Source organism: Aedoeadaptatus ivorii (genome assembly GCF_900638585.1).
Taxonomy (GTDB): Bacteria; Bacillota; Clostridia; order Tissierellales; family Peptoniphilaceae; genus Aedoeadaptatus; species Aedoeadaptatus ivorii.
In genome coordinates this window covers 524,046-537,394 of record NZ_LR134523.1, presented here as the reverse complement: position 1 = coordinate 537,394, position 13,349 = coordinate 524,046, and the positions used below count along the sequence as shown (strand labels likewise).

The 13,349-nt window shown below is 53.3% G+C and carries 13 protein-coding genes; all 13 read right to left on the bottom strand.

The genetic code is table 11. The annotated features are described in order from the left end of the window. Positions 1-33 precede the first annotated feature (33 nt). The gene (arsB, locus tag EL294_RS02690; RefSeq protein ID WP_126465002.1) at positions 34-1,068 is read right to left on the bottom strand and encodes an ACR3 family arsenite efflux transporter; all 1,035 of its coding nucleotides are present in this window, start codon (positions 1,066-1,068) and stop codon (positions 34-36) included. Continuing rightward, a complete protein-coding gene (locus EL294_RS02685; RefSeq protein WP_126464999.1) occupies positions 1,058-1,474 on the bottom strand; it encodes an arsenate reductase ArsC in 417 nt (138 codons plus the stop codon). The genes arsB and EL294_RS02685 overlap by 11 nt, the downstream gene beginning before the upstream one ends. Before the next feature lie 78 nt (positions 1,475-1,552). Continuing rightward, entirely contained in the window at positions 1,553-1,834 is a 282-nt protein-coding gene (locus EL294_RS02680; RefSeq protein ID WP_197721109.1) for an ArsR/SmtB family transcription factor, read from the bottom strand. A 162-nt stretch (positions 1,835-1,996) separates the two neighbouring features. Continuing rightward, entirely contained in the window at positions 1,997-3,904 is a 1,908-nt protein-coding gene (gene ftsH / locus EL294_RS02675) for an ATP-dependent zinc metalloprotease FtsH (protein WP_126464997.1), read from the bottom strand. Positions 3,905-3,963: 59 nt separating this feature from the next. Then, complete coding sequence (gene hpt / locus EL294_RS02670; RefSeq protein WP_232006498.1) at positions 3,964-4,527, bottom strand: hypoxanthine phosphoribosyltransferase; 564 nt, start codon at positions 4,525-4,527, stop codon at positions 3,964-3,966. Continuing rightward, the gene (gene tilS, locus EL294_RS02665; RefSeq protein WP_126464996.1) at positions 4,488-5,777 is read right to left on the bottom strand and encodes a tRNA lysidine(34) synthetase TilS; all 1,290 of its coding nucleotides are present in this window, start codon (positions 5,775-5,777) and stop codon (positions 4,488-4,490) included. Before tilS ends, hpt begins: the two co-directional genes overlap by 40 nt. Positions 5,778-5,821: 44 nt before the next feature. Then, positions 5,822-6,232 (bottom strand): S1 RNA-binding domain-containing protein, encoded by a 411-nt coding sequence (locus tag EL294_RS02660; protein WP_126464995.1) that lies wholly within the window; start codon positions 6,230-6,232, stop codon positions 5,822-5,824. A 3-nt stretch (positions 6,233-6,235) separates the two neighbouring features. Continuing rightward, positions 6,236-6,574 (bottom strand): FtsB family cell division protein, encoded by a 339-nt coding sequence (locus EL294_RS02655; protein ID WP_126464994.1) that lies wholly within the window; start codon positions 6,572-6,574, stop codon positions 6,236-6,238. Positions 6,575-6,619: 45 nt separating this feature from the next. Continuing rightward, positions 6,620-6,868, bottom strand: a complete 249-nt coding sequence (locus EL294_RS02650) for an RNA-binding S4 domain-containing protein (protein ID WP_126464993.1) — start codon at positions 6,866-6,868, stop codon at positions 6,620-6,622. 40 nt (positions 6,869-6,908) lie between these two features. Continuing rightward, on the bottom strand, positions 6,909-7,187 hold the full coding sequence (gene hbs / locus EL294_RS02645) for a non-specific DNA-binding protein Hbs (RefSeq protein WP_126464992.1): 279 nt from the start codon (positions 7,185-7,187) through the stop codon (positions 6,909-6,911). A gap of 9 nt (positions 7,188-7,196) precedes the next feature. After that, a complete protein-coding gene (locus EL294_RS02640; protein WP_126464990.1) occupies positions 7,197-8,486 on the bottom strand; it encodes a MazG nucleotide pyrophosphohydrolase domain-containing protein in 1,290 nt (429 codons plus the stop codon). A 155-nt stretch (positions 8,487-8,641) separates the two neighbouring features. Continuing rightward, positions 8,642-9,790, bottom strand: coding sequence for a peptidylprolyl isomerase (locus EL294_RS02635; RefSeq protein WP_164715188.1), 1,149 nt, complete (start codon positions 9,788-9,790; stop codon positions 8,642-8,644). Positions 9,791-9,838: 48 nt separating this feature from the next. Further along, positions 9,839-13,327 (bottom strand): transcription-repair coupling factor, encoded by a 3,489-nt coding sequence (gene mfd / locus EL294_RS02630; RefSeq protein ID WP_126464986.1) that lies wholly within the window; start codon positions 13,325-13,327, stop codon positions 9,839-9,841. Positions 13,328-13,349 lie beyond the last annotated feature (22 nt).

The following is a 13,349-nucleotide window of genomic DNA, read 5'->3' as shown; positions in this document are numbered from 1 at the left end:
TGCGAAAACATCGAGGCGTTTTTTTGTGGGGATCTATGCGGCAAACCTGTCTTGTAATGCGTTGGCAATGCGAACGAGCAACAGCATCACCGGCACCTCTACCAAGACGCCCACCACGGTGGCAAGCGTGGCGCCGGATGCGAGGCCGAATAGCGAGATCGCGACGGCGACTGCGAGCTCAAAGAAATTAGAGGCCCCGATCATGCCGCAGGGCGCGGCGACGGAATACGGCAACTTCGCCCGATAGGCGGCATAAAAGGTCAGACCGAAGATTAAAATAGTCTGTAAGATCAACGGAACGGCTATGCGCAGAATATTCAGCGGTTCTGCGATAATCGTATCCCCTTGGAAGGAAAAAATAATCACCAATGTGAGGAGCAACCCCACCATCGTGTATTTGTCAAAAGCGGGAATTAATCGCTCATTTAAATAATCCTCGCCCTTATGCCGTAACAGATACCGGCGCGTCAGGTAGCTGAATCCCAGAGGCGCGACGATAAACAGAAGAATCGACAGAATCAGCGTTTCTCGGGGGATTGCGATATCGCCGACCTTCAATAAAAAACTCACGATGGGCACATAGGCAAACAATAAAATCAGATCGTTCGATGCCACTTGCACCAAGGTATAGGCGGGATTTCCCCTCGTAAGCTTACTCCAGACAAACACCATCGCCGTACAGGGTGCGGCTCCCAAGAGTACCGCGCCCGCCAAGTATTGGGAGGCGACGGCCGGATCCAAGTTGCGATAGATGCCGAAGAAAAAAAATTTTGCGATAAAATACATGGTAAACGGCTTTACGATCCAATTGGCGATCCAGGTAATCCAAAGCCCTTGGGGATTTTTCCCGATCTCTCGAATACTCCCAAAGTCGATCTTTAACATCATAGGATAGATCATAATCCACAGTAAAATCGCCGTCGGCACCGATACATTATAGAACTCCAGGCGACCCAATGCGGCGGGGATTTCGGGAATAAAGCGTCCGATGGCAACGCCGATTGCCATACAGAGTAAGACCCAGATGGTGAGATGGCGTTCAAAAAATCCGATACCCTTATCCTGCATATTCGGCCCCCGTTTCCACCGCTTCGACGAGATCCTTCACCTTTTTTTCGATCGTCCGCATAGTCTCTATAAAGGCGGCATCGTCCTTGCCCGTCGGATCGTCCAAGTCCCAATCGTACGCGACATAATCGTAATCCAATACGGGACATACGACATTGCACCCCATCGTAATCACGAGATCGACGGCGGGGATTTCTGAAATCGTCTTCGGTCTCTGTTCTTTTTGCATATCGATGCCGTAGACCGAGCGCATCAGGCGAACGGCATCGGGATTGATCGATCCTTTGACCTCGGTACCGGCGGAGTATACCTCCAACCGATCTCCGCCGAATTTTTTGGCCAATGCCTCGGCAATTTGACTTCGACAAGAATTGTGTACGCAGATAAATGCGACTTTTGTTTTCATAGCTACCTCCAATATATATATTTACACATCAATGTTTTTTGATGTATCGGATGAAAAAGCAGCCATCCTTTGGGATGGCTATTCCTCGGATTGCGTCAACTGCATCAGCACCTCTATGGCAGCTTCTCTGCCCGCTTCGGAGATGCGGTAATAGGTCCACCTGCCCTCTTGGCGGCCGACGACGATGCCGGATTCCGTCAAAATCTTCATGTGATACGAAAGACCGGACTGGGTGAGCGGCAAATGCTCCAATAGCACGCAGGAACATTCCTCCCCTGAGCGCAACAAATCCAAAATCGCCAATCTGCGCTCGTCACAGAATGCCTTAAAGATCTTGGCGATCTCCTTGTATTCTTCCACGATATCACCTCATATCAATATATATTGATGTAATGAGTATACGATTTTTACGCCTCTCTGTCAATGTCAAATCTAAATATTTTGATCTATCTTCGTCCGCGGCGTTCTCATTTTTTGTACAAAAAAAGAACATACCGCCTTCGGCATGTTCTTTTTTATGCTCTATTTATTATCTTCCAGCGCTTCTTCCGCTTCCTCCGAAAGTTCGGATTGTTCGATTTTCTCTCCGCTTCCGTAGGGGTCAGCTTTCAGCGAACCGCCGTTAAAGAGGATTTCAAATTCCTTGCCGCTGATGGTTTCCCGATCCAGTAGTGCATCGGATACGCGCAGAAGGGTATCCATATGGGATTTTAAGAGCGAGGAGGCCTTATCGTAGGCTTCGCCGATAATGCGGCGCATTTCCTCGTCGATTTCCGCCGCCACCTCTTCGGAATAATCCTTGGTATGACTGAGATCCCGGCCCAAAAATACCGATTCGGAATCGCTGCCGTAGCTCAACGTGCCAATCTTTTCGCTCATGCCGTATTTGGTCACCATCTCCCGGGCGATGGCCGTAGCGCGCTCTATATCGTTACTCGCCCCGGTGGAGATGTCGTCGAGTACCAAAGCCTCTGCGACCCTTCCGCCCAAGAGGCTCACCAATCGGTGGGTCATCTCGGTCTTGGTGGTGAAGTGCAGAATGTCGTCCTCCGGCAAATAGGCCGTAAAACCGCCCGCTTGTCCCCGGGGAATAATCGTGATCATATGCACGGGGTCGTGTTCCGGTAAAAGGCGCGATACCACCGCGTGCCCCGCTTCGTGTACCGCCGTGAGCTTGCGCTCTTTTTCTTGGATGACGGAACTCTTCTTAGCAGGGCCTGCTATGACTTTGATGCTGGCTTCGTTGATGACGGACATGGGAATCTTTTTATGATTTTCTCGCGCCGCCAATAGCGCGGACTCGTTCATCAGATTTTCCAGATCTGCCGGTGTAAATCCGGGCGTGCGCTTGGCCACGATGCGCATATCCACATCGTCCGCCAACGGCTTTTTGCGGCCGTGGAGCTTTAAAATCTCCTCCCGCGCCCGCACGTCTGGCAATCCCACGTAGATCTGCCGGTCGAAGCGACCGGGGCGCAACAGCGCCGGGTCGAGAATGTCCGCCCGGTTCGTAGCCGCCATCACGATGACCCCTTCATTGGTGCCGAAGCCGTCCATCTCGACGAGGAGCTGGTTTAAGGTCTGCTCGCGCTCGTCGTGCCCGCCACCGAGGCCCGCGCCCCGGCGGCGCCCCACGGCATCGATTTCGTCGATAAAGATAATGCAGGGCGCATTCTTCTTTGCCGTCTCAAAGAGATCCCGCACGCGGCTCGCGCCGACGCCAACATACATTTCTACGAAGTCCGAACCGCTCATAATATAAAAAGGCACCTTGGCTTCGCCCGCCACCGACTTGGAAAGATACGTCTTTCCGGTTCCCGGCGGTCCCACCAAAAGCACGCCCTTGGGGATGCGCGCGCCCATAGTCGTGAACTTTTTGGGATTTTTCAAGAACTCTACGATCTCAGAAAGTTCTTCCTTTTCTTCTTCCAATCCCGCCACATCGTCGAAGGTGATAGTCTTTCCGTCTTTTTCTTCGACGACGCGCGCCCGGCTCTTGCCGAAATTCATCATGCGGCCGCCGGCGCCCTGCTGGGACTTCATAATGCTGAAGAAGATATAGCCCATAAAGAGCATCACCAAAAAGGTCGGCAAAAAGCCGGCGATGGTCGATCCGCCCTCGGAGACCGGCGTGGCGGAGAGGGTGATCTCGCCCGCTTCCACCGGCGCCTTCAGGTGGTTTTCATAAAATGAATCCCAAACCATCGGCGGGATTTGCGCCCGCACGATCGTATCGCCTTTTTTCGAGACCACGGCTTCCGATCCCTTTACATCTATGGACTCGACTTGTTTGTTGTCGATTTCTTCAATTAATTTTGTGTAGCTGATCTCTTCGGACGATTTCTGAGAAGGTTTCATGTAAAAAATGCCGAAGAGCAACATGGCGAGAAGCACCAGATAAAAGGCGACTCCGCTCCATTTTCTATTCAATATAAGAACCCTCCTTTTTGTTCGTTAAAAAACAGTATACCACAAAATGGGGAGTTCTATTACTTTTCGTATTCGGAAGGTTTCAGTGCACCGACATAGGGGAGATTTCGATATTTTTCGGCGTAGTCGATGCCGTAGCCCACGACGAATTTGTCCTCGACTTCATACCCCACATAGTCCACCTGCACGGCGCGCTCCCTGCGGGCGGGCTTGGTAAGAAGGGCCGCGATGGAAACCCGCTTTGCGCCGCGGCTTTCCATCACCTTGCTTAAATAACTCAAAGTGATTCCCGTGTCGATGATGTCCTCAACGATCAACACGCTTCTGCCCTCTACCGTGCACTCCAAATCCTTTAGGATGCGCACTTCTCCCGTAGAAGTGGTGGAGGTGCCGTAGCTGGATACCGCCATAAAATCGATCTCGAGGGGCAAATCGATCGCCTGCATCAAATCCGCCATAAACGCCACCGCGCCCTTTAAGATGCCGATCACCACCAAATCTTCGCCCTGAAAGTCTTCGGTGACCGCTTTGCCGATGCGCGCCACCGCTTCGTCGATCTCTTCTCTCGAGACCAACACTTCGCCTACGCCTTTTTCGATGGACGCCATGCGAGCTTTTTCCATCCTTTTTCCTCCTGTCTATATGCCTTTCTGAGTCCCGGGACCCATACCACTTCTTCTCCTTCGACGACCAGAGGCCAGCGATCTCTCAGGCCTCGGTCGATCTTTGCGTCGATAAAGACGTCTTTTATTTTCTTCATGCCGCCCCGTATGGCGATGCGGTCGCCGGGACGACGGGTGCGAATCCGAATATCTCCGGGATCGCGAATATACACACAGGGCAGATGCCTATCTTCTGTGATAAAAAACCGGTGCCCGTCGAAGGTCGCCGCTCCGTCTTTCAAAGGCACGACTTGTGTCGGCGCTGCATATTGATCCTGCCGTTCAAAGACCAGTGCGTCGTAGGAACTGCGAATGCGCACGCCCGGTAGATCTATACCCTTTCCGCTCTCGGCATCCCTTAGGCCGTAAAGGGAGCGAATATGTTCGTAACCGATATTCTGAAGATCGCCCCGCATTTTCTCGGCCGCCATTCTGAGTACGCGATCGGCGAGGGAGGCCGGCAGATCGAAGACCGCCTTCGAAAGAAACAATCCCTCTCTCTTACACATTGCGAGGCGATGAAACTCTGTATGCGCCGCCGCGCGCAAGTATTCCGCATCGGCCTGTATCATGCGACGAAAGCGCTCCAGGCTCTCGACAAATCCTTCGTTGATCGATTCCGCCGCCGGCAGAATCTCGAGCCGAATCTTGTTTCTCGCATAGATCGGCGCTTCATTGGTGGCATCTGTGACATAAGGGATATTCGCCGCCTCGAGATAGGCGATGATCTCGGCTTTTCTGGTAAAAAGCAGCGGCCGAAAGAGATCCCCTTCCCGCACGCGCATGCCGACCATGCCCTCCGGTCCCGTGCCGCGAATCAGCCGAAAGAGGAGCGTCTCCGCCTGGTCGTCGAGGTGATGGCCCAGGGCAATCATGCCGCCCGGGCGCTTGTGCCGGCGCAAAAAATCGTAGCGCAATACGCGCCCCGCTTCTTCGATCCCCAAATGCGCCGCTCGGGCGTAGGCCGAAACATCCGCGCGTTCGACATAGAGGGGGATCTGCCACCGATCGCACAGATCGCGCACGAAAGAGAGGTCCTCCTCCGCCTCCTCTCGGAGTCCGTGATGCAGATGTGCCGCCTCCAGCAAAAAAGGACAGCCGCTCCGATACGCCCGCAGGCGATCGAGCAGATATACCGAATCCGGCCCGCCGGAGAGGGCGACGAGGACCGCATCCTCCGGCCCGATATATTTCGCAAAAATCTCGTCCATTTTCGCCCCCGTTCAAAAAAATAACGCCGCAGCGCGGCGCCTTTTTATCTTCTCTTCGTCTTGCCCTGTCGTACATTTCTGCGTTGTTTTGCGCTTTCGATCTTTTCGTTGCTGACCTTCATAAACTTGTTCAGCATATCGTCGAAGCTGGTGGCATCGGATTTATGCACTTCGCGACTTAAGGTAACCGCCTGGGGAAGCGGTCTTTTGTTGGCCGACTTCGGTTGTGCCTGTTTGATGCTCAAGGCGATCTTTCCGTCCGACTCGATGTTCAAAACCTTGACTTTGACCTTCATGCCCTTGGAAAGGTGATCGGATACCTCCTTGACGTACTCGTCGGAAATCTCCGAGATATGTACCAATCCGCTATGCGCGTCGTCGAGCTGAACGAATGCACCGAACTTTACGATGCCGGTGACCACGCCGTCTAAAATGCTGCCTACTTCCACTGCCATATGTTATTTTCTGTCCTCCTCAATATTCTTGTCGCGAGAGTTGTCGCGATCCCGATCCTTGTCGATATAGATCACTTCTCTCGGCTTGACCATGCCCAGATCTTCCCGGGCCACTTTTTCTGCGAATTCCGCGGTGTCGCTGTTTCGAATTTCCGTACCGGTCTGCTTGATGTCCTTCGACAATGTCTGAATGCGTTTTCTGTTTTCTTCCAAAAGCGCCTCTCGGGATCGCGCCTCCCTATACGTATTCAAGGAGATGGCCGCACAGAGGAAGACGACCACCGCAAAGGTTATATATGCCGTTTTTCTCGGTATCGTGTTTCTCTTCCCGTGCTTTTTCATCTAACCACCTCGACATGTATAGTATCGCACGTTTTCACAATATTTTCAATCGTCCGCCATCAATTCGTAGAGCGCTTCCGCTCCTTTTTTCTGCACATTGTCTCGAATATCCAGTACGCGCAACTTTTGGCCGCGATTGCCGAATTGTACTTCTATAATATCGCCTACGGCCACTTCGTCGCCCGCTTTGGCGGTCTTGCCGTTGATCTTGACCCGACCGCCGTCGCAGGCCTCTTTGGCCACCGTACGGCGTTTAATAATCCTGGCATTTTTTAAAAATTTATCGATACGCATAATTTCACCTGCAAAAAAAGGGCTCATAGGAGCCCTGTTCTTATTTATTGACGGATTCTTTCAGCGCTTTTCCGGCGCGGAATACGGGAGCCTGGGAAGCGGGAATCTTAATAACTTCTTCAGGATTTCTGGGGTTTCTGCCTTCCCGTGCCTTGCGGTCGCGCACTTCAAAGGTACCGAAGCCGACCAATTGCACCTTTTCTCTCTTGGAGAGGGCTTCTTCGATGGTGCTCAAGAAGCCGTTCAATGCGTTTTCCGCGTCTTTTTTGGATAAGTTGCTCTTTTCAGCGATGCTGGAAATAAGTTCAGATTTGTTCATTGTTTCCTCCTAAAGATTGTTCTTCCCTTCGCCTTCTCTTGCGGCGACGCGCTCCGTGAGCTTCGATAGGACCTCGGCCAAAGCCGATTCCGCGTCGATCCCCTTCTCTTCTGCGGCGATTACCGTACGTAGAAGAGACAGGCCGAGCTCGGTGCTTTCGTCGTCCACATCCGTTTGGTCGATACATTCGGCGAGAAAATCGGTATCCTTCATGCGTCTTGCGATCTTTTGCCCTCGCATCAGCGCCGGCAAGCCGACGAGATGGCGAAGCTGTTGCGACAGTAGATAGTTACCCGTTTCTTCGGCTTTTTTATCTTCCCAATCGCATTTTTCCCCACCGAATACATGGGGGTGTCTATCCACGAGCTTCTCTACGACGCGCTGTATGCTGTCGCTTAGGGTAAAGTCCCCTTCGCTCGCCGCGAGTTCCGCGTGGAAGACCACTTGAAATAAGACATCTCCCAGTTCTTCCTCCAAAGCCGCGTAATCGTCGCATTCGACAGCATAGGCAGCTTCGTAGGCCTCTTCCAGAAGATTGGCTTTCATCGTTTTATGGGTTTGCTTGCGGTCCCACGGACAGCCCTCGGGCCCCCGGAGCGTGCGCACCAATTCGATCAGATCTCTCAGCGCATTCACGCGGTCCGTGCAGGGCACGTATAGGCTCGTCTCATGGCCGTAATCGTCGTAACGATCCAGCGTATATACCGGTCTTCGTTCGACGAATTCCTTCTTCGGATTCCCCGCGTGGGACAAGACGTATACCTCGTGGGTGTCCCCGTACAAATTTGCCAGGGCTAACTTTACCTCCGAGACAATGCGCCGATTGTAGACCTGGGTGAGAATCGTGTCCGTGTGCACGTCCAGGTCCAAATCCGAAAAGTCGTCTCCGTCGACGACCTTCAAACCCTTTACCGGGTCCCGGCCTACCAGGCGCAAGACGGGCTCGAGAAAACTCAAGCCGTCCACGATCTCGATTTCGGGATCCGCCGCCAATAGATAGGTGACAGTCTTTTCCGCGATCATCGGATGGCCGGGAACAAAATAGCTAATCCTACGAGTCTTCGATTTCTCCAACAGATCGTCCGCGATGGCGCGGTAGATCGCGTCGAAATCGTCCATAGTCTCGTATAAGTAGTCATAGCTCGTATAAGGTATGGAGCGAGCGCGAAAATACGACACGGTATCGTGACGATCCGTTCTCAGAAACTTTTCGGAATCGTCCGAAATCGCTTCGATCGCTTTGGCCGTCAAATCCGATCCGTCGGAGGGACCGAGGCCGACAATTCGTATATTTCCCATTCCGTCCTCCTTTTACCTAATGTATTGTACTATCCTCGATAGTCTTTGTCTAGTAAAATCGGACATTTCCGCCCGTTTTCAGCCGTTTGTGCGGTATCTTATGTCTCGCTCTTTTCGTCTCGACAAAGAAAAAAGCGCACCGGGCGCTTTCTTCATTATTCTTGTTCGTCCTTTGCATCGGCGGTCGTATCGGCGGCCTTTTTGTCGCTCTGTTCCGCTTTGGCATCGGTTGTTTTTGTGTCGGATTTCTTCGTATCGGCGGCATCCGTCTGTTTGTTCTCCGCCGTGTTTTTCGTATCGGCTTTTTTGTCGCCGTCCGCTTTTGTGTCGGCATTCGCCTTCTTGGGCGCCTCTACGGAAATTTCTTCAGAGGTGTCGACGATGCGCTTTACCTTGGCCTTTTTTTCGAGATCTTGCATATAGTTTTGGAATTTCGTCTGTACCAAATCGCTCTTTACCGCATCCTTTACGCTCTTGAAATCGTCGTTGATCTTGTCGAGCTTGATGATGTGGTAACCGTATTGGGTCTTTACGGGATCGCTGATTTCGCCGGGCTTCATAGAAAATACCTTCTCGTCGAATTCCTTGACCATCTGCCCCTTGGAAAAGGTGCCGAGGCTTCCGCCTTTTTCCGCGGAACCGGGATCCTTGCTCTTTTCCTTGGCGATGGCCGCAAAGTCGCCGCCTTCGTCCAATTGCTTTTTAATGGCCTCTGCTTCTTCCTTCTTTTCAACCAGGATATGGCTCGCCTCTACGGTGTTGAACTTATCCTTGTTCTGATCGTAGTGCTTTTGGATCTCTTCGTCGGTGGGCTCGAGATCCTTCATCTTCTTTTCGGTGTATTTTTGCATCAGGAGATTTCTTTGTGTGTATTCCTTCAGCGTATCCATCGTCAGATTCTGTTCTTCCAGCGCCGCATCGAGGGCTTCTTTTCCGCCGTACATTTCGGCCATTTGCGAGATGTTTTGGTCCACTTCTTCGTCGGTGACCTCGATCTTTTCCTTGGCGGCTTCCTGCTTCAAGATTTCCATTTGGATCAGGCCCTTCAGGGTGTTTTCACGCAGGACTTCGCCCATTTTTTTGCCCGACCCATCGAGGCCCTCTTGGGTTAAGAAGTCGTCGCCGTATTGCGCCATGGCCTGTTCGGCGGCGAGCTTATATTCCTGTACGTATTCCTCTTTGGCAATCTCCTTGCCGTTGACCGTGGCGGCGAGATTCGGATCCTTGCTGCTGCAGCCGGTAAGCGCCAGGGCAAAGGCCGTAGAGAGGACGGCGATCTTTACGAATTTGTTTTTTATTTTCATAGTTTTCCTTTCTTTTGACTCTCGGTTTTTTTCCATTATAACAATTCCTCAGTCCTTGCGTGTGTGGGAATTGTGTAATTTCAGCATATCCAAAACCCGCTCCAGCTCCGCCAACGCATCCTCCGCCGGCGTAAGGGCAATGGAAGCCGGGTCGGAAAGGGAAAACACGAGCCGTTTTCCGAAGACGCTGGTGAGTTCGTTGAGCAGAGAAAGGGGCAGTTCATAGCCCGGCACGAATTGGAAGATATATTCGTCTTTTTTCTGCGTCACCGACTCGACTTTCAGCCGCGCCGCCTTGTGGCGGATCTTCGAGAGGAGGATCAGCTGCAATACCGGCTTCGGCGGATCGGAAAAGCGGTCGATGAGTTCGTCGATCACATCCGCCTCTTCCTCCTCGTCGGTGACCATGGCGATCTTTCGATACATCTCCATGCGCTGCGCCTCGTCGCGAATATAGTGCTTGGGGATATAGGCGTCGATCAGGACATCGAGAGTGGTCTCGGTCTCTTCGGCGTCTTCTTTTCCCTTGGCCTTGTCCACCGCCTGCCTGAGAAATTTGATATACAAATCGTAGCCGATGGCGTTCATATGCCCGTGCTGGCTCTCGCCCAAAATATTGCCCGAACCGCGAATCTCCAAATCCCGCATGGCAATCTTATAGCCGCTGCCGAATTCGGTAAATTCCCGTATGGCGCCCAGGCGCTTTTCGGCGATTTCAGAGATGCTCGCGTCCCTACGATAGGTGAAATAGGCGTAGGCGATGCGGCTGCTGCGGCCGATGCGGCCCCGCAGCTGATAGAGCTGCGAAAGGCCCAGTCGGTTCGCCTCCCACACGATCATGGTATTGGCATTGGCGACGTCCATTCCCGTTTCGATAATGGTGGAGCACAAGAGGACGTCGACCTCCCGTTCCACAAAGCGGAGCATAGTATCTTCCAGCTCCCGCTCGCTCATCTGGCCGTTCGCCATGGCAAAGGTCGCCTCGGGCACCAGGTCCATCAAATCGGCGAGCATCTTTTCCATCGACTGTACCCGATTGTAGACGAAATAGACCTGCCCGCCCCGCTCGATCTCCTTGAGGATCGCTTCGCGAATCATAATGTCGTTGTATTCCACCACATAGGTCTGCACCGGAAAGCGCTCCTCCGGCGGCTCGTCGATCACCGACATATCGCGGATGCCCGCCATAGACATCTGAAGCGTTCTGGGTATCGGCGTCGCGGTGAGCGTCAAGGTATCCACATTTTCCTTTAAGAGCTTCAATTTTTCCTTGTGGCGTACGCCAAAGCGCTGCTCCTCGTCGATAATTAAGAGCCCGAGATTCTTAAATACCACGTCTTTCGAAAGGATACGGTGGGTGCCGACGACGATGTCCTTCGAGCCGATCCGCAACCCCTCGAGATCGCGCGCCTGCTCTTTTTTGCTCCGAAAGCGCGAAAGCAGGGCGATGTCGACGGGGAAATCCGAAAACCGCTCGCGCATGGTGTTGTAGTGCTGCTGGGCGAGGATGGTGGTGGGCACCAAAAATGCCACCTGCTTTCCGTCCATAATCGCCTTAAAGGCCGCTCGCAGCGCCACCTCGGTCTTTCCGTATCCCACGTCGGCACAGAGCAGGCGGTCCATGGGCGTCTCTTCTTCCATATCCTCTTTGATCTGCGCGATGGCGCTCAGCTGCCCGTCAGTCTCCTCGTAGCGAAAGGCGTCTTCGAACTCCTTTTGCCAGGGCGTATCTTCTCGAAAGGCGTGTCCCTTTACGTTTTCGCGCTTGGCATAGAGGCGGATCAGATCCTCCGCCATCTCCTCTACGCTGCGCTTCGCCTTTGCCTTGGTGCGCTTCCAGGTCTGGGTGTTGAGGCGGTTTATCTTGGGCGGCGCATCGTCGCTCGCGATATAGGGGTGCACCAAAGACATCTGATCCATGGGCAAAAACAACTTGTCGCCGCCGGAGTACTGCAGCGAAATATAATCGCGGCTTACGCCCTGAACCTCCAAATTGGTCGTGCCCAAAAAGCGGCCGATTCCGTGCATCTCGTGGACCACATAATCCCCCACCTGAAAGGTGCCCGGGTCAAAGGCGCGGCGCTTCTTTTTTTTGCGCTTTCGCTTTTGAAAGTCGCCGAAGATCTCGGTGGAATTCAATAAGACGAAGCGCTGCTCTTCGAATTCGAAGCCCCCGTGCACATGTCCCACGTCGAGTTGAATGATTCCCGCCGTAAATTCGTCTTTTTTTCGGGTAACGGGAAAGTCCATCTCTTCGAGGGTTTCTCGGAGCCGCTCCGTCTTTTCCTCGGTGCCGCCCAAGAGCACCACCGTGTAGTTTCTGTCGAGATACCGGCGAATCTCTTCGCGAAAATAGCGAAGCCTGCCGCCGAAACTGGTGACGGTCTTTACGCGAAAATTCGCAATCCGCTTTAAGGGGTACTCAGGAAAACTCCGCACGATATTGCTGAATACCACCGTATCATAGGACCGCAAATGTTCTTTTACATCGGCGTAGTCCAGTTGAATGTGTAAATGCGTCTCCAAAAGCTCCCCGGCATCGGCGAGGTCCGTCATGGTCTCTACCAGTGCCTGCGCCTGCTTTTCGGAAATCTCGTCCATCCGCCGGGGCTCGTCGATCATCACCACCGGCGGGGCAAAAAAGTATTCGCTGATGCTCGCGCGCTTTTCTTCGGGAATATAGGGCAGCAAGAGGTCCGTATTAAAGATCGTCTCGCCGCTGCGAAGTTTTTCGATATAGGGCAAATATTTTTCCCGCGCCCGGTCGTAACTCACCCGCGTGAGTTTTTTGGCACTGGCAAGATCCCGCTCCATGGCATCGGCGATCTCTTCCGACAGCGCCGCATCGGGCAGAATGTCGCGGACGGGAAAGATCTCCGCTCGCTCCAGATTCTCGATGGAACGCTGGGTATTAGGGTCGAACCGGCGGATCGAGTCCGCCTCCACGTCGAAGAGCTCGATTCGGTACGGATAGGGCTCGGGCCCGTAGATGTCAACGATGCCGCCGCGCACCGAAAACTGCCCCATGCCTTCGACAAAATCGACCCGCGTATAGCCCGCGCGCAAGAGCTTTTCGGACAAGGCGTCGATCTCAACGACATCGCCCCTCTCCACGGTAAAAATTCCCGCCCGCATGGTTTCGGGCGAAAGAAAAATCCCCGCCATCGCCTCTAAAGTGGTCACCACGATTTTCGCCCGCCCGGTTACCATGCCGTGCAGGGCGCGGAGCCGTTCGATCAATAAATCGTTACTGCCGGCGTCCCGATGAAAGAAAAACAACTCCCGGGCCGAGAGATTATACACGCCGCCCTCGGCGTAATAGCTCAAGTCTTCGGCGAGCTTTTTGGCCCGCACCGGGTCGTGGGTTACGATTAAAACCGGGCGGTCCAAAGCGGCGCGCACGGTCTCGGCGCATAGGGGGATCACCTGCCCCGGCAACCCAAAGGCGCCCACGGGTGTCTCCCCTTCTTTGAGGCCGCCGAGGATTTCTTGAAAGGCGTGGTCCTGATTGAGTAATGCTTTATAAAGATCGGACATATTTCCTCCTAAAAAGCAGCCC

Coding starts and splice junctions, on each gene's coding strand:
- EL294_RS02635 (WP_164715188.1), bottom strand. CDS start 9,790: ATGAAAATAAAAAACAAATTCGTAAAGATCGCCGTCCTCTCTACGGCC.
- EL294_RS02660 (WP_126464995.1), bottom strand. CDS start 6,232: ATGGCAGTGGAAGTAGGCAGCATTTTAGACGGCGTGGTCACCGGCATC.
- EL294_RS02685 (WP_126464999.1), bottom strand. CDS start 1,474: ATGAAAACAAAAGTCGCATTTATCTGCGTACACAATTCTTGTCGAAGT.
- EL294_RS02655 (WP_126464994.1), bottom strand. CDS start 6,574: ATGAAAAAGCACGGGAAGAGAAACACGATACCGAGAAAAACGGCATAT.
- tilS (WP_126464996.1), bottom strand. CDS start 5,777: ATGGACGAGATTTTTGCGAAATATATCGGGCCGGAGGATGCGGTCCTC.
- EL294_RS02650 (WP_126464993.1), bottom strand. CDS start 6,868: ATGCGTATCGATAAATTTTTAAAAAATGCCAGGATTATTAAACGCCGT.
- arsB (WP_126465002.1), bottom strand. CDS start 1,068: ATGCAGGATAAGGGTATCGGATTTTTTGAACGCCATCTCACCATCTGG.
- hbs (WP_126464992.1), bottom strand. CDS start 7,187: ATGAACAAATCTGAACTTATTTCCAGCATCGCTGAAAAGAGCAACTTA.
- hpt (WP_232006498.1), bottom strand. CDS start 4,527: ATGGAAAAAGCTCGCATGGCGTCCATCGAAAAAGGCGTAGGCGAAGTG.
- mfd (WP_126464986.1), bottom strand. CDS start 13,327: ATGTCCGATCTTTATAAAGCATTACTCAATCAGGACCACGCCTTTCAA.
- EL294_RS02640 (WP_126464990.1), bottom strand. CDS start 8,486: ATGGGAAATATACGAATTGTCGGCCTCGGTCCCTCCGACGGATCGGAT.